This is a genomic window from Paraburkholderia sp. Cpub6 (assembly GCF_014201065.1).
GTDB lineage: Bacteria > Pseudomonadota > Gammaproteobacteria > Burkholderiales > Burkholderiaceae > Paraburkholderia > Paraburkholderia tuberum.
This window is the reverse complement of the sequence record NZ_JACHDM010000001.1, coordinates 693,637-715,125: the sequence shown is the minus strand read 5'-3', so window position 1 is coordinate 715,125 and position 21,489 is coordinate 693,637. Positions and strand designations below refer to the sequence as shown.

The following is a 21,489-nucleotide window of genomic DNA, read 5'->3' as shown; positions in this document are numbered from 1 at the left end:
AATGCGGTCCGAGAAAATGCGACGTGCCCAAAGGACGGGCAGGCGAGTCGATTATTTCAGCCGCATCCGGCGATCACAAGAAGGCACCTGAAGGTTCCATACTTTCCCCATGGAAACAAATTGCTACGACGGCCCTCACGCCGCCGAGAACCCACAGAAGAAAACCGATGACCTCGCGCGCAACGTCATCGAGCAAATCGCCGACAAGTGGACGATCCTCGTGATCGACGCGCTGGGCACCCATGGCGAGATGCGTTTCTCGCGGCTACGCGACGAGGTGGGGGGCGTCAGTCAGAAGATGCTCACGAAGACCTTGCGGCAACTCGAGCGCGACGGTCTCGTCACGCGCTATGTGCATCCCGTGATACCGCCTCGTGTCGACTATCAGTTAACGCCGCTAGGACGCAGTCTGCTCGACAAGATCTGCGGGATCTGGGACTGGGTGGAAGCGCATATGACGGAAATGGAATCGGCGCGCCGGCAGTTCGATCTCGGCGAAAAGCGTACCGATCGCGCGCCTTCGAACCGGGACGCGGAGTCCGGCTCGGAAACCCGCCTGGAATAGCCGAACGCGCACTGCCAGGTTGGCCGCGAGTTTGGTAAGACGTTGCGACATCAGGGACGCCCGGAACGCGGCAAACGCCCAGATAACGGAACGGTAATCCAGCCGACCGCGCCCCGTAAGGGCTCCACCATCACACTCCTGAGTCGAGAAGCCCGCGTCACGCGCTCTGACAGCGCGGGAACGCCGTGCCTTCATGGCCTCATTTCAGGAACCCGTCATGTGGATTGTCCGGCTCGCGCTGCGCCGCCCTTATACCTTCGTGGTCCTTGCGGTGCTGATCCTTATCGTCGGCCCGCTTGCGATACTGCGCACGCCGACCGATATCTTCCCGAACATCGATATCCCGGTGGTAAGCATCGTCTGGACGTACAACGGCTTTTCCGCCCAGGACATGGCCAGTCGCATCACGTCGAATTATGAGCGCGCGCTGAGTTCGGACGTCGACGACATCGAGCATATCGAGTCGCAATCGCTGAACGGCGTCTCGGTGGTGAAGATCTTTTTTCATCCGGGCGCGGATATCAATCGCGCGATCGCCGAGGCAGCGTCGAACTCCGCATCGATCCTGCGCGTGCTGCCGCCCGGCACGCTGCCGCCCAACATCATTACCTATAACGCGTCGACGGTGCCGATCCTGCAACTCGGCCTCTCCAGCGACACGCTCTCCGAACAGCAGCTCTACGACCTCGGCAACAGCGCGATCCGCACGCAGCTGGCGACGGTACAAGGCGCGTCGGTGCCGCTGCCGTTCGGCGGCAAGGTCCGGCAGATCATGGTCGATATCGACCCGCGCGCATTGCAGGCCAAAGGCCTCGCGCCGCTCGACGTGGTCAACGCCGTCAACGCGCAAAACCTGATCCTGCCTGGCGGCACCGCAAAGATCGGCACGAAGGAATACAACGTGCAGATGAACGGCAGCACGGACACCGTAGCCGCGCTCAACGATCTGCCCATCAAGACGGTGGCCGGCGGCGTGGTATATGTGCGCGACGTCGCCCATGTGCGCGATGGCTACGCGCCGCAAACCAACATCGTGCGCAGCGACGGCAAACGCGCCGCGCTTCTTACCATCGAAAAGTCCGGCAGCGCGTCGACGCTCACCATCATCCAGCAGGTCAAGGCGATGCTGCCGCATATCGTGGCCGGCTTGCCGAGCGCGCTGCACGTCACCGCACTGTCGGATCAATCGGTGTTCGTGAAGTCGGCCATCGTGGGCGTGGCGCGCGAAGCGCTCATCGCCGCCGCCCTCACCGCTTTGATGATCCTGCTCTTTCTCGGCAGTTGGCGCGCCACGCTGATCATCGCGGTGTCGATTCCGCTCGCGGTGCTGACCTCGCTGATCGCGCTGTCCGCGCTTGGCCAGACCATCAACATCATGACGCTTGGCGGCCTCGCGCTCGCCGTAGGGATTCTCGTCGACGACGCCACGGTCGCCATCGAAAACATCACCCATCATCTGGAGAACGGCGAGCCGCTGCACGACGCGATCCTGATCGGTTCCGGCGAAATCGCCGTGCCGACGTTCGTATCGACGCTGTCGATCTGCATCGTGTTCGTGCCGATGTTTCTGCTCTCAGGGGTGGCGCGCTATCTGTTCGTGCCGCTCGCCGAAGCAGTGGTGTTCGCCATGATCGCGTCGTACTTTTTCTCGCGCACCCTGGTGCCGACGCTCGCGATGTACCTCATGCGCGCACGCAGCAACGCGCCAGTGGCGGGCAATGGGCCGATTGCGCGCCTGATCCGCTTTCAGGCCGCCTTCGAGCATCGTTTCGAGCGGCTGCGCGAACGCTATCGCGGCGTGCTCGGCGCGGCGATAGCGAGTCCGCGGCGGTTCATCGCGATCTTCCTGCTGTTATGCATCGGCTCGCTCGCGCTGGTGCCGTTTGCGGGCCGCGACTTTTTCCCCGCCGTCGATACTGGCGAGATCCGCCTGCATCTGCGTGCGCCGACCGGCACGCGGATCGAAGACACCGCGCGACTCACCGACGAAGTCGAAGCCCGTGTGCGCAGCATGATTCCGAAGCAGGAACTCTCGGCGATGCTCGACAATATCGGCGTGCCGGTGAGCGGGATCAATCTGACCTACGACTCATCGGACCCGATCGGCCCGGAAGACGCCGACGTGATGATCACCCTCGCGGCGAGGCACAAACCGACCGCTCAATACGTGGCGAGACTGCGCACGGCGCTCGCCAGGGATTTCCCCGGCGTCACGTTCGCCTTTCTGCCCGCCGACATCATCAGCCAGATTCTCAATTTCGGGCTGCCCGCGCCGATCGATATCCAGATCGTCGGCAACAAGCTCGACGCCAACCGCGTCGTGGCGAACCGCCTGCTCGCGCAACTGCGCGGCGTGCGCGGCCTCGTCGATGCACGTATCCAACAGCCCGGCGATGCCCCCGCAATCAACGTCAACGTCGACCGTACCCGCGCGATTCAGGCCGGGTTGTTGCAACGCGATGTGTCGCAAAACCTGCTGATCGCGCTGTCCGGGAGTTCGCAGACCACGCCGAATTTCTGGCTCGATCCGCACAACGGCGTGAGCTATCCGCTGATGGCGATGATGCCGCAGTACGACATCAACTCGTTGCAGGCGCTCGCCAACATTCCGGTCGCGCAAACCGGAGGCACCGGGTCCGGCGTGATGACCACGGGCGCAAACACGGGCGGTCCGGCGCCGCAAAACCTGCTCGGCGCGTTGAGCACACTGACACGCGTCACCCAGCAAGCCGTCGTCTCGCACTACAACGTGCAGCCGGTGCTCGACATTTTCGCGTCGGCGCAAGGACGCGACCTCGGCGGCGTGGCAGCAGACGTGACCCGGCTCGTCGATCAGATCCGACCGCAATTGCCGCCTGGCGCGTCGATCGTCATGCGCGGCCAGGTGCAGGCCATGCACGACTCGTTCAGCGGTCTTGCGAGTGGCCTCGTGTTTGCGATCGCCTTGGTCTACCTGCTGATGGTAGTCAATTTCCAGTCGTGGCTCGACCCGTTCATCATCATCAGCGGCTTGCCGGGCTCGCTCGCGGGCATCGCATGGATGCTGTTCAGCACCGGCACTCGCCTGAGCGTGCCGGCACTCACCGGGACGATTCTGTGCATCGGCATCGCCACCGCCAACAGCATTCTCGTGATCAACACCGCGCGCGAATTTCACCACGGCGGCAAGCCGCCGCTGCGGGCCGCGCTCGAAGCCGGCTTCAGCCGCTTCCGTCCAGTGCTGATGACGGCGCTCGCCATGCTGATCGGGATGCTGCCGATGGCGCTCGGCCTCGGCGATGGTGGCGAACAGAACGCGCCGCTCGGACGCGCCGTGATCGGCGGCCTCGCGCTCGGCACGGTGTCGACACTACTGTTCGTCCCCGTCGTCTACGGGATGGTGCATGCGTGGCTCGACAAACGCCGCGCGGCACGCATCGACACGCACGAATCCGGCGTTCCCGCCCGCACTCATTGATTCCGCCGAGACCTTGCCCATGAACGATTCATCCCTTCCGCCCGAGCTTGGCGAGCGGTCCAAAGCGTCCGCCGAGACCGCCGAGACCGCGCGTTTGCACAGCGCCAAGGAAACCCAGCATGCCGGCGCCACTTCGGCAGCGGCCGCCAGCACGAACGCGCGCCGCCGCTTCTGGCCGCTTGCGTTGACCGGACTTGCCGCGGCGTTGCTGATCGTCGGCATCGTGCCGCGTCTGCATGCCAGTGCCTCGCTCACGCAACAAACGCAGGCGCAAAGGATGCTGAACGTCTCGGTCGTCACACCGCGCGCCGCGCCGGCCATCAACGAACTGCTGCTGCCCGGCGCGGTTACGCCGTTCGCGGAAGCATCGATCTACGCGCGCACGAGCGGCTACCTCGCGCACTGGAACACCGACATCGGTGCACAGGTTAAAAGCGGTCAGACGCTCGCGACAATCGAAGCCCCCGAACTGGATGCGCAATTGCGCCAGGCCCGCGCCGACGAAGCCACCGCGCAGGCCAATTTCGAGTTCGCCAGGACCACCGCGCAGCGCTGGCAGCAGATGTTGAAAACGCAATCGGTCGCGCAGCAGGACGTCGACACCAAGGTCAGCGACATGGAAGCGCGCCGCGCGATGCTGGCGTCGACGCAGGCCAACGTCGCGCATCTGGCCGAGCTTGTCTCATACGAGAAGATCACCGCGCCGTTCGACGGCGTGATCACTGCGCGCAACGTCGACGTCGGCGCACTGGTCACGGCGGGCGGCACGCCGGGCACCGCGGGCATGTCGGGCGAGCTGTTCCACATCCAGCAGACCGGCGTGCTGCGGGTCTTCGTCGATGTGCCGCAGAACGACGCGCCCTATGTCACGCCGGCGACCGGCGTGTATCTCACCGCCCAGCAGTATCCGGGCCGTCGCATCGCCGCGAAGGTCGCGCGCAGCACCGATTCGATCGATCCGTCGAGCCGCACGCTGCGCGTCGAGATCGACGTCGACAACAAGGATGGCGTGCTGATGCCCGGCGCTTACACGCAGGTGCATCTGCAATTGCGATCGACCACGCCGGCGCTCGACCTGCCGGTCAGCGCCTTGCTGTTCCGGCCGGACGGCGTGACGGTCGCCGTGGTCGACAGCAACGGCCGGGCGCTGCTCAAGACCGTACATATCGGCCGCGATTTCGGCACGCACGTGGAAATCACGACAGGCCTCGCCGCCACCGACCGCGTGATCGACAACCCCGGCGATTCGCTGAACACCGGCCAGATCGTACAGATTGCGCCGGCCATGCCTGGCTAGGTGCATCGTCACAGAAAGGATTCACTGATGGTTTCCCTGTCTCTTTCACGGCCGGTGCAGCGCCGCACGCTGGTGGCCGGGATGATCGGCGCGCTGCTCAGCGCGTGCTCGACCTTGCCCTCCTATCAGCGCCCGAGCGCCGAGATTTCCGCGCAATATGCGGGCACCGCACCCGGCTGGGCGCAGGCCGCACCGGCTGACGCCACGCCGCGCGGCCCATGGTGGACGATCTTCAACGATCCGGTGCTGAATCAACTCGAAGCGCGTATCGACGTGTCGAACCAGACCGTGCGGAAGGCGGTCGCGCAGCTCCAGCAAGCGCGGTCGATGGTGGACTATCAGCGCGCCGGATTTTTCCCGACGATTACCGCTGGTGTCGCGCAGGATCGCTCGCGGACCTCGCAGAATGTCGAAGGCAAATCGCTCGCGGGCAAGACCGTGCCGGACTATTCGGCGGGCGTGTCGGCGAGCTGGGAGCCGGATCTGTTCGGGCGCGTGCGCGATAGCGTGAACGGCGCGCAAGCCGACGCCCAGGCGAGCGCAGCCGACCTCGAAGGCGTGCGCCTATCGATGAGCGCGGATCTCGCCGTCGACTATTTCTCCCTGCGCTCGCTCGATACGCAGAAGAAGCTGCTCGACGACAGCGTGAGCGCCTACGCGGCCGCGTTGAAACTGCTGCAGCAGCAACTGAAAAACGGTGCGATCGATGCGTCCGCGGTCGCCCAGGCCACGACGCAACTCGAAGCGACGCGCACGCAGGACACCGACATCGACGTGACGCGCGCACAGATGCAGCACGCGATTGCCACGCTGACCGGCGAGCCGGCTTCGAGCTTCGCGCTGCCGCCGAACGGCTCGGCTGTCACGCCGCCCGCGATTCCGGTCGGCTTGCCGTCGCAATTGCTGGAGCGGCGCCCCGACATCGCCGCCGCCGAACGGCGCGTGGCGTCGGCCAATGCGCAGATTGGCGCCGCGCAGGCGGCGTTCTTCCCGGATCTGGTGCTGTCGGCGAGCGCGGGACTGGAAAGCACCTTTTTCGCACCCTGGCTGAGTGCGCCGAGTCTGTTCTGGTCGCTCGGCCCGCAACTGGCCGGCACGCTGTTCGACGGCGGCAAGCGCCGCGCCAGTCTGCACGGCGCGACGGCGCAATACGACGGCGCAGTCGCGGACTATCGCCAGTCGGTGCTGGTGGCGTTCCAGCAGGTCGAGGACAATCTGTCCGCCTTGCATTCCCTCGCCGACGAAGCCACCAGCCAGCAGCGCGCCACCACGGCCGCTGAACTGTCGTTGCGGCTCACGACGAACCGTTTCAACGCGGGCGCGGTCAGCTATCTCGACGTGGTCACGGCGCAGACGATTGCGTTGACGAATCAGCGTGTCGCCGACCAGATCGCCGCACGGCGGTTGGAGTCGAGTGTGTTGCTGTTGAAGGCGTTGGGTGGGACGTGGGGTGATGAGGGCAAGCGTGCGGCCGGGTCTGTGTAAGCCTCCTGGATACCCTTCACCCGCCCCGCCGAAATACCAGCACAAAGCGCGTACTCCGTGCATCGCTCTGCGCATGCACCGAGCCGCCGTGCAACTCCATGATTGTGCGCACGATCGCAAGCCCGAGCCCCGTCGATCCCGTCGAGCCTCGCGACAAGCCCGATGACGGCAGCGAGCTGCGTGACGGATCGATGCGATAGAAGCGGTCGAAAATCCGATCGAGATGTTCGGCGGCAATAGGCTGTCCTTCATTCGACACGGTCACGCGCACCGCGTCGGCCGATGCGCTCGCGTCCAGCACGATCTCGCCGCCTTGCGGCGTATAACGAATGGCATTGGCCAGCAGATTGCTCACCGCGCGGCGAAACAGTTCGAGATCCGCCGTCAAGCTGGCCGTGCCGCTGACACGCACACGCACACGCACTAGCGCCTCTTCGGCAATCCCTTCGAAGTACTCGGCGATATGGCTCAACTCTCGCGCCGCATCGAACTCACGCATGTGCTTGACGAACTGCGGATGTTCGGCGCGCGCCAGAAACAGTACGTTCTCGATCATTCTCGACAGCCGGTCGCACTCTTCCAGATTCGAGGCGAGCAGCGACTCGTATTCATCGACGGAACGCGGCCGGGCGAGCGCGACTTCAGCGGCGCCGCGCATGTTGCTGAGCGGCGTGCGCATGTCGTGCGCCAGGTCGGCGGTGAAACGCGATAAACGCTGAAACCCGTGGTCGACGCGCTCGAGCATGGCGTTCAGCGACGCCACCAGCGTCTCGAGTTCGCTCGGCACACGCGCCACCGCGATCCGCGTATTGAGGCGATTCACCGTGACCAGGCTCGCGCTAGCCGCGATATCGCGCAACGGCCGCAGCGCGGCGCGGATCAGCAGATAACCGAGCAGCATCGCCAGCATCACGCCGGCTACGCCCGCCAGGTGAAGCCTGTCGCGGTAACGGTCCAGCAGCAGCCAGCGGTCGCTCATGTTGCGCGCCACCAGCACGCTCGCCGTTTCGCCATTGCGTAGACGCGCGTCGGTGAGAATGCCGCGAATCGGCGCGCCGTTGCGGCCGGTCCACTCGCCGATATCGGCCTCGGTGATACGCGCCGAAGCCGCTACGCGCGCGAGCGGCGGCAACATGGCGAGCGTCGCCGCGCCGCTCGCCGCATTGGGCACGGCAAAAGTCCCGGCGATGTTGTGTTCGACTGCCCGGTTGCCATCGGGATCGAACAGTTCCATCGACATGGCCTGGTTGCCGAGCACGATGCTGATCAAACGGTCGCTATGCTCGCGAATGCCCTTCGACGTCTCCAGCTCCTCGGCAAGCCGCCGTGCGTGGCGCGCGGCAAGCACGATGTCGAGATTGTCCTGCGCCTTGATCTGCTTTTCGAGCGCGAGATACAGAAAGCTGCCGACCAGCACGAAAACCGCCAGCGTCGTGGCGCCGAAGGCAAGCGCGAGCGTCGCGGCAAGCGAGCGGACGCGCATCAAGCAGTGTCCTTCAGTTCGAGCACATAGCCGACGCCGCGCACCGTGTGAATCAGCTTGATGGGAAAGTTGTCGTCGATCTTGGTGCGCAGCCGGCGAATCGCCACCTCGACCACATTGGTGTCGCTATCAAAATTCATATCCCACACATATGACGCGATCTGCGTGCGGCTCAGCACCTCACCCTGACGCCGCGCGAGCAGTTGCAGCAGTGAGAATTCACGTGGCGTGAGATCGATGCGCGTGCCGCCCCGCTTGACGCGGCGGCGGTACACATCCATCTCCAGGTCGCCCACCTTGATCAGTTCGCTTTCGCGCGGCGGCCCACGGCGCGCCAGCGTACGCACGCGCGCCAGCAGTTCGACGAACGCAAAAGGTTTGACGAGATAATCGTCCGCGCCGAGCTCCAGGCCGCGCACGCGGTCGTCGATGTCGTCGCGCGCGGTGAGAAACAGCACGGGCGTGGCGCGCGTGCTGCGCAACGTCTTGACGACGGTCCAGCCATCCATGCCCGGCAGCATCACGTCGAGCACGATCACGTCGTATTCTTCTTCCTGCGCGAGGATCAGCCCTTGCGGGCCGTCGTTCGCGACGTCGACCGCGTAGCCGGATTCTTCCAGACCCTTCTTCAGATAGGCCGCTGTTTTTGGCTCATCCTCGATCACCAGGATTCGCATCGGTTGCTCCGCTTGCGTTGACCATCAAATGATACCGTCAAGCACCCGGGCGGGTGATTACGATCCGGTAATGTTGCTGGAGATCGTGAACGATGCCAGCGAAGGACACAGAGGCGCTAAAAATGCGCATCGCGGCGAGCAGTCAAAATGACAAAACGGTAATTTCCTCGCCACGTTTTCGACAGGGTCGCCACGGCAAGATCTCATGCAAGCATCACTCGGACGATAGACATTCCCTAATCCTGAAGACTTCTATCGAAGCTTCGCTGTCGATGACCGTCGCCGCGTGGATCACGAAACCGAGGTGGGCGTTGCGGCGGCCGACAACAAGCGCAACGCCGACCGCTTCGATGCCAGAAGGATGGCTCGACGAAGAGGTCGGCTATCTCGGCGAAACGCCAATGACCCTTCGTATCCGCGCGGGCATGCATGGGCAACGGCGCGACTGAGCGTCACGAAAAAACTATGCCGGCAAACGCGGCCGTTGAGCGCGGGCATCATTCCATCGAAGTGCTCCATCCATGAATACTGTTCAGACGGAACTAACCAGCAATGCCACGCATCCATCAACGCATCAGCCGTTGGGACTGGCCGTATTGCTCAGGGCGGCAACGGCTGGAAACGATCTGACACCGTTCGGGCAAAGCCTGCTTGAGTACGTCACACACCATGACGACCCCTACGCGCTCCTCGATCTGTCGCTCGTACTGCAATTGAAGTATGAGAAGGAAGTCGCGATCGCCGTCCAGGCGCAGGCGATCCAGATGTGCAGGCACTATCGATTGAAGGACGCCCAAACACCTGGGCGTTCAGTCAAGGTGCTAATGCTCAAGGCTCCTGGCGATCTGATGGCGAACACGCCTTTCGAATGCCTGCTTGAGGACGCCGACCTGCAGATAGACGTCGTGTATGTCGACGCCCATCCACAGCAGGACATCAGTCTGCCCGAACATGACGTTATCTTCGTGGCCGCGTGCGCATCCGATGAAAACGCCGGCGTTCTTGCACAAATTGCGTCGCTAATCAGCGGCACACGTTGCCAGGTGCTGAACCAGCCGGAACGTATCGCGCACACGACGCGCGATGCAGCCTATACGTTGCTGGGAACGGTGCCCGGCATCTGCATGGCTCACACGGTACGCCTGCCACGCGAGCGGATCCTCGAAGCGACGTCGGGCGCGTTCGATCTGTCTGATCTGCTGGACGGACATTACCCGTTCATCATCCGGCCGACAGGATCGCACGCGGGACAGGGACTGGCAAAGGTGACTGACAGCCGGGAACTCGCCCTATACGTGAATGATTCCGCGGCCACGGAATTCTATGTGGCGCCTTTTATCGATTACTCCAGTACCGACGGCCTGTTTCGCAAATACCGGATCGTGATGATCGAGGGGAAGCCATTCGTGTGCCATATGGGCATTTCGAAAGAATGGATGGTTCACTATCCGTATGCAGAAATGCTCGCGCACCCCGACCGTCGGGACGAAGAAGCGCACCTGATGGCGAGTTTCGACTCCGGTTTTGCAGTACGTCACAAAGAGGCGCTCCGGATGATCGCGGAATTAACCGGCCTCGACTACGTTGGATTTGATTGTGCCGAAACGGGGGATGACCGGCTGCTCATCTTTGAAATCGCCACTGCAATGGTCGTGCACGACATGGACGATCCGAACACCTTTCGTTACAAGCTGCCGCAAATGCGCCGGATATTCGACGCATTTGATCAGATGCTGCGCCGCACGTCCGCAAAGTCGTGCTGATCCAACCCGACGGCTTTCGAAGAACAATGAAATCCAATGCATTGAATTTCTCTGGTGGTCCCGGAGCGCTTCCGGAAACTGTGCTGGAGCAGACTCGCGAGGCCGTCCTGGCCCTGCCGGAAACGGGCCTCTCGGTGCTCGGCATGAGCCATCGCTCGGACTGGTTCCGCTCAATACTGAACGAAGCCGAACTGAATCTGCGCCACCTGCTCGGTATCTCCGACGACTACGCCGTTACGTTTCTGCAGGGGGGTAGCAGTCTGCAGTTCGCAATGATTCCAATGAACTTTGCTGTCCATGACCTCTCACCGCCAGAATATGTAACATCGGGCTACTGGAGCGGCCGGGCGACGTCTGAGGCGGCCAAGGTGACGGCGAGAAAAGTTGCCTGGGATGGCAAGGCTTCCGGCTATCGGCAACTGCCTGAACTTCATGCATTGAATATATCCAGGTCGGCCGCGTATCTGCACTATGTGTCGAACGAGACCGTGGAGGGCTTGCAGTTTCCGGTTTGCGACGAACCGATGTCAGTACCACTCATTGCGGACATGTCCTCTGACTTTCTGTCAAAGCCTTTCCGGCCCGACGTGTTCTCGATGATGTATGCCCACGCGCAGAAGAACCTCGGTCCCGCTGGGGTAACGGTTGCGGTGATCCAGCGTGCGCTTCTGGAACGGATTCCGGACGGACTGCCCGCCATGCTCGATTTCCGCACGCATATAACGCATGGCTCGAATTACAATACCCCGCCGGTGTTCGCAATCTATGTGTTGACGTTGATTACGCGCTGGCTGCGCTTCGATGTCGGTGGCTTGCAGGCGATGCAAAGCGTCAATGAAAGAAAGGCGCGGCGGTTGTACGAGACACTGGACGCTATGGAAGACACCATATCCATTCACGCGGACCACCGCTGGCGCTCACAAATGAATGTAGCCTTTACCTTCGGAGATTCCCGACTCGACGATGCGTTTATCCTTGGGGCCCGGGAACGAGGCATCGTCGGGCTGGAGGGACATCGGTCAATTGGGGGCCTGCGCGCGTCGCTATATAACGCCGTTACCGAGCAGGCCGTCGACATGCTAAGCAATGCGCTCAAGGACTTCGGCGTGCAACGCGTCTGACCCATGCAGCGCTCGTAGGGCGAACGATCCATCACTGCTCGAAAACGGCTGCGCTCGCCGGCCAGTTGCGCGGTATTGACCTGAACAGATCGGACCGTTCATACAGCCGCTGATGCAAAGCGTGAGCACGACTGCAACGCATCGCGGCGCTAAACCCCGGCATAGTAGAGGCGACCGATTGCGACTGACGTCACCGCCAGACCGCGTATTCACGTTCGCGCGTGCTTCCTGTAAAGACTAGCCCTTCGCGAACCGCTCGATCCATTGCGAGAATGCGGCCATGAATTCCTCCAGAAACCGACTGGTTCCGGAATTGGTCAAGACGCCTTGCTCGTCAAACAGACTAGCCATGCCGCCTACGTATGCTTCAGGCGTGGACATCACGTTCACGCCAATACAAACCAACGACTGCCGAAGGTGATGGTTCGCACCGCACCCGCCCATTGCTCCCTGCGACGAGGTGACAACGGCCGCAGGTTTCCCTAACAATGCGCTTGCTCCGTAAGGCCGGGAGAGAACATCGACAGCATTCTTGAGCACGACTGGAATGGAGCTGTTGTATTCCGGAGTAACGAACAGAACCGCATCCATTGCTGACACCTCGTTTCTGACAGTTTTCCAGGCTGACGGCGTGTCGTCCTCGAGGTCCTGGTTGTATAAAGACAGCGCGTCTGGCAGCGGGAAGTCACCTGATTCCATTCGCAAGGCGGGTCGGAACTGCACGCGATGTGCTGCGCCGTGGGTTCGAGATCGCGAACCGGAGCGGCGATCTGCTGTTTATGGGCTGGTACAGGGGTCTCTACCTCATCGACAATCTTCTCGCAGCGGGCACGCCTCTCATCGAGGTCCAACGCGAAGCCGAGGGCGGTCTCGCATTTGCACAAAAGATGCAATTGGGGCACCACGTCGAGCTCATCGCATCGTACCTCGGGCTGGTCCGGATGCTGCGCGGCTTGACGTCGACATTCGGCTCTTTCAATGACGAACAGTTCGACGAGCTCCAGATCGAAACGCGTCTGGCAAGTGACCCGCAGTTCGCGTGGATCGATTGCCTTTACCATACCCGAAAGCTGCAGGCCCACTTCCATGCTGGCAACTTTGCCGCTGCCATCCAGGCGGCATCCAGAGCGGAACAGGTGCATCCGGGCATCTTGCGATTGCTGTTCACCGCTGCGGATCATCGCTTTTACTGTGCGCTGTCCCATGCCGCCTGTTGCGAGCGCGAACCGGGCGGCGAGCGACAGCAGCACCTGCACGTTGTCGTTGCGCACCATCACCAGCTCCGGGCTTGGGCGGACAACTGTCCGGAGAATTTCGAGGACCGCGCGGCGCTGGTAGGTGCCGAGATCGCTCGCCTTGAAGGCCGCGATGTCGACGCGATGCGCCTCTACGAACAGGCGATCCGCGCGGCGCGCGACAATGGCTTCGTCCAGAACGAGGCGATCGCGTATGAAGTGGCCGCGCGCTTTTACGCCGCGCGCGGCTTCGAACAGTTTCGGCGCCTGTATTTGCGGCAGGCTCACTGCTGCTACCTGCGTTGGGGAGCCAACGGGAAGGCGCGGCAACTTGAGGAGCAGTATCCGCACCTTGACGTCGAAGAGCCCGCGCCCCGCCTGACGAACACAATCGGCGCGCCGGTCGAACATCTCGATCTCACGACTGTGATCAAGGTATCGCAGGCCGTCTCGGGCGACATCGTCCTCGACAACCTGATCGATACGCTCATGCGCACGGCGATTGAACAGGCCGGTGCCGAGCGGGGTCTGTTGATTCTTCCAGACGGCGGCGAACAACGGATAGCAGCAGAAGCGACGACCGGCGGCGACACGACCCAGGTGCAGCTGCGCGAGAAGCCGGTGACTGCGGCGGTGCTGCCGGAGTCGGTCCTCTACCATGTGCTACGCACCCGGGAGAGCGTCATTCTCAACGATGCCGCGGCCCAGCCCCCGTTTGCGACGGACCCCTACATCCATCAGCATCGTGCCCGTTCGATTCTCTGCCTGCCCCTGATGAATCAGGCCAGGCTAACCGGCGCGCTTTACCTCGAAAACAATCTGATGACCCACGTCTTCGCACCGGCCCGCATCGCCGTGTTGAAGCTGCTCGCCTCGCAGGCGGCGATCGCGCTGGAGAATGCCCGCTTATACCGCGACCTCGCGGAGCGCGAGGCTCAGATCCGGCGTTTGGTCGACGCCAACATCATCGGGATCGTGATCCGGAACAATGAAGGTGCAATTCTCGAGGCCAATGACGCGTTCCTACGAATCGTGGGATACGACCGTGAAGATCTCGTCGCGGGTCGCGTGCGGTGGACGGAGCTGACAACTCCGGAATCACGCGAGCGCACCGCACATGCCCTGGCCGAACTTAAGAATACCGGGACCCTCAAACCGTTCGAGAAGGAGTATTTCCGTAAGGATGGCAGGCGTGTGCCTGTGCTGACCGGGGCAGCGGTCTTCGAGGAAGGCGGGAGCGCGGGTGTCGCTTTCGTGCTCGATCTGACCGAGCTCAAGCAGGCGGAGGGAAAAGTCCGCGAGAGCGAGCGGCGCTATCGTGAAGTGCAGATGGAACTAGCGCATGCGAACCGCGTAGCCACCATGGGCCAGCTCGCGTCCTCAATCGCACATGAGGTCAACCAGCCGATCGCTGCGACGGTCACCAACGCCGCAGCCGCGCTGCGCTGGCTGGACGCCCAGCCGCCGGACGTCGAGGAGGTGCGGCAGGCGCTCCGCCGTATCGTCAATGACGGCAATCGGGCGGGGACGTGATCGGCCGGATCCGTCAACTCATCAGGAAGGCGCCACCACGTAAGGAAACGGTGGATATCAACAGGGCGATCCGCGAGGTGATCGAACTCACCCGTGGCGAAACCGTGAAGCACGGCGCCTCGGTGCAGACGCAACTTGCAGACGGCTTGCCCTTCATCGAGGGAGACCGTGTCGAATTGCAACAGGTCCTCCTGAACCTGGTCATCAACGCAATCGAGGCCATGAGCGACGTCAGCGATGGCGCGCGGGAAGTGCTGATCAGCACGGGAAACGCCGACGCTGACTGCGTACTTGTGACCGTGCGCGATTCGGGGCCGGGCTTTGCCCCGGACAGCACCCCCGAGCATGTTTTCGCCTCGTTCTACACAACGAAGCCCACCGGTTTGGGCATGGGGCTGTCGATCTGCCGTTCGATCGTCGAGGCACACGGCGGCCGATTGTGGGCGAACGCGAATGAGCCTCGCGGCGCGATCTTTCAGTTCACGGTCCTTGCTCACCAAAAAGTTCAAGCGGTTGCTGAAAGGCATTGCGTTCAGGGACGGCGAGCCGGTTAAGGACGATCACCGCGCTCATCAAATTCGCCGCGTGAAGATCGCTACTTATCAAGCCGTACAGACGCCACTCCTGGTGTTAGCTCCGTGACGTGAAAATTACATGCTTGACATATTTGTATAAAACACACGTTGTCCATATTTCAAAAAATTCACCATGTATACAAGGCTAGACTTTCGTCTCCCGCAAACGCTGCCCTGTTTGCGAGGAGTACTCAGTTATGGAGAGTCTTGATGAAGTACAAAGTATTGTCTGCCACGCTGCTTGCTGCACTCGGCACGACCGCAGCATATGCGCAAAGCAGCGTGACCCTGTACGGCCTGCTGGATGAAGGCATTAGTTATAGCAACAACACCGGCGGTCGCAGCAATGTGAAGTTGACCGACGCCATGATGCAAAGCAATCGTTGGGGCCTGAGAGGCGCCGAAGATCTGGGTGGTGGCCTGAAGGCACTGTTCGTGCTGGAAAACGGCTTCACGCTGAGCAACGGCAAGCTTGGCCAGGGTGGCCGCGAATTCGGCCGAAGCGCCTATGTCGGCCTGTCGAGCAACCAGTTCGGCACCCTGACCATGGGTCGTCAGAACGAATTCATGTACGACTGGGTCGGCCATGTATCGATGGAAAACTTCAACGGCGCAGGTGGCAATACCTTCGCGCACGTGATGGACAACGACAACATGCTTGGAACGTTCCGCGTCAACAACGCGGTGAAATACCAGAGCCCGAATTACCATGGCCTGACCGTCGGCGCCTTGTATGGCCTCTCGAACCAGGCCGGCGGCTTCGCGAACAACCGTGCGTACAGTTTTGGTGCCATGTACAACAACGGGCCGATTCTTGCGACGTTGGGTTACACGCAGATTAACAACAACATCAGCAGCCTCAACAACAGTGGCGCAGTTGATAACAGCGCGAACGGAAGCGGCACCGGTGACCAGAACTTTACCGCAGGGCGTCAGCGTACCTTCGGTGGCGGCTTGAACTACACGTTCGGCCCGGCCAAAGTTGGTTTTGTGATCACGGACACCAAGCTGAACAACGCAACCGCTTTCCCCGGCGGCGGTACGTTGACGGCTGCAAACGCCGCTTATGTTCATTTCACGAACTATGAAGTGAACGCGCATTACAGCCTGACCTCGGCGTTGACCCTGGGCGCAGCTTACACGTTCACCGATGGCAAGTTCGACAACGCTGGGAACGCGGCATCGCCGAAGTGGAACCAGCTCAGCCTGTTGTCGGATTACGCCCTGTCGAACCGCACGGACGTGTACGCAGTCGCCAACTGGTCACACCTGAGCGGCGGTCTGAACTCGTCGGCACCGGGTAATTCGAGCTTGACTGCATTTGAAGGCGCAAGCTCCTATGTCGGCGGGATTGCGGCAACGAAGAACCAGGTGGTCGTGGGCGCCGGTCTGCGCACCCGCTTCTAAGGCCTGATCGAACGGTTGAGGAACGCCGGGCTTGCGGCAATTCGCGTGCGGCAGGCAGGCGTGTTTCTCAACCGGCGATGACTGATATTTGTATCGTTGGGGCTCGATTCGTGGGAGCGGAACATTCGCTTCCCCGGAAGAGAGCCGAGTATTGAAGGGGTGACAAGCTACCTCAACTGCGTTATTCGAGCGCGAGAGGCTTGATAACGTTGCCGGTAGTCCCTGTCACCGACAAGCGTTCTCCGAGAAACAGTTGGCCCGCCCATTCTGGCGGGCTTTTTTGGGGGTGACCGTGCCAATCGCGCCGAGCCGAACACAACGCTGACGAAAGCGGCTTGATGGTGTGATATTTCCACGCGGCATCGAGCAGAAAAAGATCACACCATGAGCGTCGGTGACGATCAGGAGTTCGGACGGATTCGCGCCCTGAAACCATTCGAGATCGTTTATGAACTCGCGCTTTAAGCAAGCAAACGGAAGTTATCCATGAAATTCACCAAGTTGTTTGTACTCGCGTGCGCTGCATTCGTAGGTGTTTCGGGCGTTGCGCTCGCCGGAGACGTCGCGCTTGCCCAGCGGCGGGTGCCCGCAAAGATCCTGCCAATGCCGGCAGATGTTAGCCCCGAATTGCAAAAGCTCATCGCGGCGCCCTATAACCCAGCATGGAATGTGTTGTGGACCACGGGCGAGCAATGGAGAGTGGCAGCCAACGCGCAGGCTGCCAAGGTCATGCAAACCCAACCGGCCATGCGCGAACGCCTCGGTGTGACGGTGCAGCCCAATACAATCAACGGTGTGAGGGTGTACGTCGTGACGCCCGATGTTATTCCGCCCGATCACCACGACAAGGTGCTAATTCACATTCATGGCGGCTGCTATGAGCTTTACCCGGGCGAGGCGGGCACGAACGAAGCCGTCATCATGGCGGGCCTGGGGCATTACAAGGTGATTTCTGTTGACTACCGGATGCCGCCTGAGGGTTACTTCCCCGCTGCGCTTGACGATGTCGAGACGGTCTACAAGGCGGTACTGCGGGAGAACGATGCGAAGAACGTGGGCGTTTTTGGGACCTCGGCGGGTGGTGCTTTGGTGCTGGAGCTGATGCTGCGCGCGAAACAGGAAGGCCTGCAAATGCCCGGCGCGATCGCGCCAGGTACGCCGATGTCGGACCTCACGAAGACTGGCGATTCGTTCTACACCAACGAAAAGGTCGACAACGTCCTGGTGTCACGCGATGGATTCTGCGATGCCGCGGCCGTAGTCTATGCGCACGGCCATGATCTCAAAGACCCACTGCTCTCACCTGTCTACGGAGACATGCACGGTTTTCCGCCGGCTATCCTGACCACGGGAACCCGGGACCTGCTGCTCAGCAACACCATTCGTGTGCATCGGAAGCTTCGGGAGGCGGGTATCGATGCACAACTCGAGGTCTTTGACGGCATGTCGCACGCGCAGTACCAAATGGATGACCGCATACCCGAGACAAAAGAAGCGTTTGGTGAAATTACCGAGTTCTTCAACAGGCACCTCGGTCATTGACCAGGCTTCTTCTACAGGGCTGTCGTCATTCCTCTCGCTACTACTGCCGCCGTGATGATTACCGCGAGGCACTTCTGGATTATGTCGTGCAGCAGGAGCACTGACTGATCGCGATGGAATCGTGCGCCGGGACGCAGTTTCTGGCGACCAAAACGCAAATGCTCGGTCACGAAGTACGGCTCGCTCCGGCGCAGTTTGCCGCACCATTTCGCAAATCAAACAAGAACGACTTTAGTGACGCAGAGGCAATTGCCGAAGCAGCCGTAAGAGGTCACATGAGGTTTTCGCGCGTCAAGACGGCTCGCACCCGGCGACCCCATTCTCAACTTTATTCCGACGCCGGGTGCGCCGCCGGCATGCCCACCGTGCGAATTGCGGCAGTACCGTGTGTGCCATGCTGGATCGCATAGATCTCCCGATTGCGCGCGATCTCTGCAGCCGTCGGCGGATAGTCGCTATTGGACGTCGGAACCAGCCCTTCGGCCTGTGCCTGCTTCAACTGCGCGATGACTTCAGCGCGTGTCAATCCCGACGACGTGGTTTGAGCAAAAGCGTTTGCGCCGAACGGCAAGCTAAGTGCAGCAACGGCAATCGCGGTAAGCAGTTTCATGATGTCTCTCCGGGCAGTGGCAAGAAGTGAGTGGCCTGAACCACGCTTTCCATTCTCGTCATTTCACCTGTCGGAGCACTGACCCGCAGATTACCTTTTAGTTATCCAGGCATTGCCTCGTGAAACGTCACGTCACCGCACGGTTGAGGTTGACCCGGTTCGACGGATAGATTTGCAGTTGAGTTTAATGCGGTGAGGTACCTCCCGATAAGATCAAATCGCGGGTTGTCCACGGTCGGGCGGCGGGTCGCCTGTCACGACCACGACGCTGCCCGGCGGTGGACAACCCGCGCGACGATATGCTTTGATTTTGCGCATGCAGGTTTTCGAATTCGAGCGGCGAACAGTAGCCGATGCTGCTGTGGAGGCGGCGTATGTTGTACCAGCTCTCCAGAAACGAGAACAGACGCCGCCTTGCCTGTTCGTGGGTCGCGAAGTGTTCGCGACCGAGCAGTTCGGCTTCGAGCGTGCCGAAGAACGACTCGCACATCGCGTTGTCGTAAGCGTCGCCGGCGGTCCCCATCGACGGTTGTACGCCGGCTTCTCGGCAGCGCCGCCCGAAGGCAATGGAGGTGTATTGCAATGCCAGACGAACTACACGAATCACCCTAGAATGGGAGCAAGGTACAGCGAAAGGAAAGCTCAATGCCTTTACGAATCAAGCTCGTGAGGCCGCCTGGCGCGTGCCCTTACCATTCACTATGGTTCCAACCGTACTGGAGAACCGGGGCGCCTTTGTCTGACTAGCAAGCAATTGCGTGCGTCGATGGCGTCCCGCATAAAATACCTGGCAGTACGACGCACGGTACGTTTATTGCATGGATGACAACATCGCACTCGGAGTACCAGAATAAGCCACTTCATCCTGGCCCGCGCCGTCCCGCCTCCATGCGGTTAGCAATCCATGCGTCAATCTCGCTTTCCAGCCATGCTACTCTGCCGCCGCCAATCTCCACCGGCCGTGGAAATTTCCCTACCGCCAGATACCGGTATACAGTGCTTGCACCGAGGCCAACGCGGGTACGTACCTCGCGAACGCGAATCAGGCGCACTCTCGCGCCAGCGCGTTCGACAATCTGTTCGTCCATTGTCCTGGCCCTCCCGACTACGTCCGGATAACCCCGGACATCGCCAATCTAGCTTGTCGCAGAAGGCGCTGCAAACTTGCGATGAGGAACAGGATTGCGGAAATCCGGAGCCACACTCCGAAGGCGATTTCCCCTGGATTCCCTGCTGTTCCCACTCTCCAGGGACGACGGGGCAATCCTCCCACCGGCAAGCCACCAGAGAGCGAAACTTCGCGATTTGCCCGAAACTAATCCTTGCGGCCCGTGAGAGATGCGTGCGCCAGGAAACCCTACCTGTTCGCAGCGGCCGCGCCGACAAGGCCTCAGACAATCCGCGCACGACATCAGGCTGCTTTCGCTTTCGGGCTGCAGTAAGCCACCCAGTCATCCATCATCTGCCTGCGTCGCTGGAACATGTCCCCTCGACGATAGGCGGCCTCAACCTTGTCGTCCACCGCGTGAGCGAGCGCCATTTCGGCCATTTCGTTGGGGTACGTCGTACATTCGGCGGCCCAGTCGCGGAAGGTCGAACGAAAGCCGTGCACGGTGAGGTCGGCGCGCTTCATGCGGCGAAGGACGGCAAGCATTGCCATGTTCGACAGCGGCTTGCCCTTCTTCGCGCCCGGAAAGACCAGTTCTCCGTCCGTCTCATCAAGCAGGCGGCGAACCAGTGCACGAGCCGACGCGGACAGCGGAACCCGATGCGGGCGCTCAGCCTTCATCCGCTCCGCAGGGATTGTCCACGTCGCGGCATCGAGATCGAACTCGCTGCGTATCGCGCCGATCACTTCGTTGGTCCTGCCCGCAGTGAGAATCACGAGTTCCAGCGCGCGTACTGCGAGACCATCCTGAGCCTTGAGAGCCTTCATGAATGCGGGCGCTTCGCCGAAGGGCAACGCGGGATGGTGCCGAACCTTGCGCACCCTGATGCGCGCCGGCAGGATTTTGTCGAGATGGCCTTTCCATCGTGCCGGGTTCTCTCCCTCCCGATACCTGTGCGCGGTTGCCCAGTCAAGCACCGACTCGATGCGCCCCCTCACGCGACTGGCCGTCTCGGGCTTCGCCTCCCAGATGGGTTCGAGAACACTCACGACGAGCGTTGTATCGATATCGCGCACGGAAAGCTGGCCGAAAAATGGAGAAGCGTAAGTGGCCGGGGTGTTCTCCCATTGCGTCACGTGCTTTTCATTTTTCCACCCTGCACGGTTGGCCTTGATGAATGCCTTGGTGCACTCATCAAACGTCTTGTTATGTGCGGCCATCGCAAGCTGCTGCGCGCGTTCGGCACGGCGCGCCTCGATCGGATCGACACCTTCGAAAAGCATCTTCCGGTAGCGGGCTGCGAGCTCGCGTGCATCGGCAAGCGAGACGACATGCAGTGGCCCCAGGCCCATCTCACGCAACCGGCCCTTGCGCCTGAAGCGGTAGACCCATGAGCGCGTACGCGCCACCGACACCTGAAGGTACAGACCACCGCCATCGCAGTAATGGCCAGGCTGCTTCAGACGCGCGACGCCGAGCGCGGAAAGACGGTGGATGGAGCGTGAAATCGTGCTCATGACTGCCTCCTTTCTACCCATACTTTTGTTTGCGATTGGGTGGTATGGAGCGGGAAGGTCCGGCACAAGAAAAAACCCCGGAAGGCCATGTGGCGGCCTTCCGGGGTTTGGTC

The 21,489-nt window shown here is 61.5% G+C and carries 17 protein-coding genes and 1 pseudogene; 11 read left to right on the top strand and 7 right to left on the bottom strand.

Translation table 11 applies throughout. The features are described 5' to 3' along the window. The first annotated feature begins 109 nt into the window (after nt 1-109). The 4 genes from HDG33_RS03130 (at nt 110) to HDG33_RS03115 (ending at nt 6,804) form a co-directional block, all read left to right on the top strand. Nucleotides 110-565 carry a helix-turn-helix domain-containing protein gene (locus HDG33_RS03130; RefSeq protein WP_184022521.1) on the top strand — a complete coding sequence of 152 codons (456 nt, stop codon included), beginning with the start codon at nt 110-112 and terminating at the stop codon, nt 563-565. Between the two features lie 217 nt (nt 566-782). Then, nucleotides 783-4,022 carry an efflux RND transporter permease subunit gene (locus HDG33_RS03125; protein ID WP_184022519.1) on the top strand — a complete coding sequence of 1,080 codons (3,240 nt, stop codon included), beginning with the start codon at nt 783-785 and terminating at the stop codon, nt 4,020-4,022. Nucleotides 4,023-4,041: 19 nt separating this feature from the next. Further along, the gene (locus tag HDG33_RS03120) at nt 4,042-5,319 is read left to right on the top strand and encodes an efflux RND transporter periplasmic adaptor subunit (protein WP_184022517.1); all 1,278 of its coding nucleotides are present in this window, start codon (nt 4,042-4,044) and stop codon (nt 5,317-5,319) included. 27 nt (nt 5,320-5,346) lie between these two features. Next, nucleotides 5,347-6,804: an efflux transporter outer membrane subunit gene (locus tag HDG33_RS03115; RefSeq protein ID WP_184022515.1), complete on the top strand. Its 1,458-nt coding sequence runs from the start codon at nt 5,347-5,349 to the stop codon at nt 6,802-6,804. Between the two features lie 16 nt (nt 6,805-6,820). Here HDG33_RS03115 and HDG33_RS03110 read toward each other — a convergent pair whose 3' ends face one another. Then, nucleotides 6,821-8,287, bottom strand: coding sequence for a heavy metal sensor histidine kinase (locus HDG33_RS03110; RefSeq protein ID WP_184022513.1), 1,467 nt, complete (start codon nt 8,285-8,287; stop codon nt 6,821-6,823). Beyond that, nucleotides 8,287-8,964, bottom strand: a complete 678-nt coding sequence (locus tag HDG33_RS03105; RefSeq protein ID WP_184022511.1) for a heavy metal response regulator transcription factor — start codon at nt 8,962-8,964, stop codon at nt 8,287-8,289. Before HDG33_RS03105 ends, HDG33_RS03110 begins: the two co-directional genes overlap by 1 nt. Nucleotides 8,965-9,056: 92 nt before the next feature. On the opposite strand from HDG33_RS03105, the gene HDG33_RS03100 reads away from it, so the two are divergent. The 3 genes from HDG33_RS03100 to HDG33_RS03090 all read left to right on the top strand — a co-directional run bounded on the left by HDG33_RS03100 (nt 9,057) and on the right by HDG33_RS03090 (nt 11,848). Beyond that, the gene (locus HDG33_RS03100) at nt 9,057-9,413 is read left to right on the top strand and encodes a hypothetical protein (RefSeq protein ID WP_184022509.1); all 357 of its coding nucleotides are present in this window, start codon (nt 9,057-9,059) and stop codon (nt 9,411-9,413) included. Between the two features lie 72 nt (nt 9,414-9,485). Continuing rightward, complete coding sequence (locus HDG33_RS03095; protein WP_184022507.1) at nt 9,486-10,727, top strand: RimK family alpha-L-glutamate ligase; 1,242 nt, start codon at nt 9,486-9,488, stop codon at nt 10,725-10,727. A gap of 26 nt (nt 10,728-10,753) precedes the next feature. Then, the gene (locus tag HDG33_RS03090) at nt 10,754-11,848 is read left to right on the top strand and encodes a phosphoserine transaminase (RefSeq protein WP_184022829.1); all 1,095 of its coding nucleotides are present in this window, start codon (nt 10,754-10,756) and stop codon (nt 11,846-11,848) included. Between the two features lie 237 nt (nt 11,849-12,085). Here HDG33_RS03090 and HDG33_RS03085 read toward each other — a convergent pair whose 3' ends face one another. Next, nucleotides 12,086-12,547, bottom strand: coding sequence for an NADPH-dependent FMN reductase (locus HDG33_RS03085; protein WP_184022505.1), 462 nt, complete (start codon nt 12,545-12,547; stop codon nt 12,086-12,088). A gap of 29 nt (nt 12,548-12,576) precedes the next feature. Between HDG33_RS03085 and HDG33_RS03080 the strand changes: the two genes are divergently transcribed. The 4 genes from HDG33_RS03080 to HDG33_RS03070 all read left to right on the top strand — a co-directional run bounded on the left by HDG33_RS03080 (nt 12,577) and on the right by HDG33_RS03070 (nt 18,140). Further along, a complete protein-coding gene (locus HDG33_RS03080; RefSeq protein WP_311548119.1) occupies nt 12,577-14,616 on the top strand; it encodes a GAF domain-containing protein in 2,040 nt (679 codons plus the stop codon). Further along, complete coding sequence (locus HDG33_RS37995; protein WP_311548118.1) at nt 14,613-15,170, top strand: ATP-binding protein; 558 nt, start codon at nt 14,613-14,615, stop codon at nt 15,168-15,170. The genes HDG33_RS03080 and HDG33_RS37995 overlap by 4 nt, the downstream gene beginning before the upstream one ends. A 231-nt stretch (nt 15,171-15,401) precedes the next feature. Next, nucleotides 15,402-16,598: a porin gene (locus tag HDG33_RS03075; RefSeq protein ID WP_184022503.1), complete on the top strand. Its 1,197-nt coding sequence runs from the start codon at nt 15,402-15,404 to the stop codon at nt 16,596-16,598. Between the two features lie 486 nt (nt 16,599-17,084). Continuing rightward, nucleotides 17,085-18,140, top strand: a complete 1,056-nt coding sequence (locus HDG33_RS03070) for an alpha/beta hydrolase (RefSeq protein WP_184022501.1) — start codon at nt 17,085-17,087, stop codon at nt 18,138-18,140. Nucleotides 18,141-18,468: 328 nt separating this feature from the next. Here the strand turns inward: HDG33_RS03070 and HDG33_RS03065 are convergent, their stop codons facing one another. The 4 genes and pseudogenes from HDG33_RS03065 to HDG33_RS03050 form a co-directional block, all read right to left on the bottom strand. Next, nucleotides 18,469-18,750, bottom strand: a complete 282-nt coding sequence (locus tag HDG33_RS03065) for a DUF4148 domain-containing protein (RefSeq protein WP_184022499.1) — start codon at nt 18,748-18,750, stop codon at nt 18,469-18,471. 316 nt (nt 18,751-19,066) lie between these two features. Beyond that, nucleotides 19,067-19,330: pseudogene (locus HDG33_RS37120) on the bottom strand (transposase); the annotation flags it as partial. Between the two features lie 280 nt (nt 19,331-19,610). Then, nucleotides 19,611-19,838, bottom strand: a complete 228-nt coding sequence (locus HDG33_RS03055) for an AlpA family transcriptional regulator (RefSeq protein ID WP_184022495.1) — start codon at nt 19,836-19,838, stop codon at nt 19,611-19,613. Between the two features lie 323 nt (nt 19,839-20,161). After that, nucleotides 20,162-21,376 carry a site-specific integrase gene (locus HDG33_RS03050; RefSeq protein WP_184022493.1) on the bottom strand — a complete coding sequence of 405 codons (1,215 nt, stop codon included), beginning with the start codon at nt 21,374-21,376 and terminating at the stop codon, nt 20,162-20,164. Nucleotides 21,377-21,489: the final 113 nt, after the last annotated feature.

Bases quoted from the DNA above. Each gene is read 5' to 3' on its own strand.
- HDG33_RS03095 (WP_184022507.1), top strand. From the start codon at position 9,486: ATGAATACTGTTCAGACGGAACTAACCAGCAATGCCACGCATCCATCA.
- HDG33_RS03130 (WP_184022521.1), top strand. From the start codon at position 110: ATGGAAACAAATTGCTACGACGGCCCTCACGCCGCCGAGAACCCACAG.
- HDG33_RS03125 (WP_184022519.1), top strand. From the start codon at position 783: ATGTGGATTGTCCGGCTCGCGCTGCGCCGCCCTTATACCTTCGTGGTC.
- HDG33_RS03070 (WP_184022501.1), top strand. From the start codon at position 17,085: ATGAAATTCACCAAGTTGTTTGTACTCGCGTGCGCTGCATTCGTAGGT.
- HDG33_RS03055 (WP_184022495.1), bottom strand. From the start codon at position 19,838: ATGGACGAACAGATTGTCGAACGCGCTGGCGCGAGAGTGCGCCTGATT.
- HDG33_RS03110 (WP_184022513.1), bottom strand. From the start codon at position 8,287: ATGCGCGTCCGCTCGCTTGCCGCGACGCTCGCGCTTGCCTTCGGCGCC.
- HDG33_RS03105 (WP_184022511.1), bottom strand. From the start codon at position 8,964: ATGCGAATCCTGGTGATCGAGGATGAGCCAAAAACAGCGGCCTATCTG.
- HDG33_RS03115 (WP_184022515.1), top strand. From the start codon at position 5,347: ATGGTTTCCCTGTCTCTTTCACGGCCGGTGCAGCGCCGCACGCTGGTG.
- HDG33_RS03085 (WP_184022505.1), bottom strand. From the start codon at position 12,547: ATGGAATCAGGTGACTTCCCGCTGCCAGACGCGCTGTCTTTATACAAC.
- HDG33_RS03100 (WP_184022509.1), top strand. From the start codon at position 9,057: ATGCCAGCGAAGGACACAGAGGCGCTAAAAATGCGCATCGCGGCGAGC.
- HDG33_RS03050 (WP_184022493.1), bottom strand. From the start codon at position 21,376: ATGAGCACGATTTCACGCTCCATCCACCGTCTTTCCGCGCTCGGCGTC.
- HDG33_RS03120 (WP_184022517.1), top strand. From the start codon at position 4,042: ATGAACGATTCATCCCTTCCGCCCGAGCTTGGCGAGCGGTCCAAAGCG.
- HDG33_RS03075 (WP_184022503.1), top strand. From the start codon at position 15,402: ATGAAGTACAAAGTATTGTCTGCCACGCTGCTTGCTGCACTCGGCACG.
- HDG33_RS03065 (WP_184022499.1), bottom strand. From the start codon at position 18,750: ATGAAACTGCTTACCGCGATTGCCGTTGCTGCACTTAGCTTGCCGTTC.
- HDG33_RS03090 (WP_184022829.1), top strand. From the start codon at position 10,754: ATGAAATCCAATGCATTGAATTTCTCTGGTGGTCCCGGAGCGCTTCCG.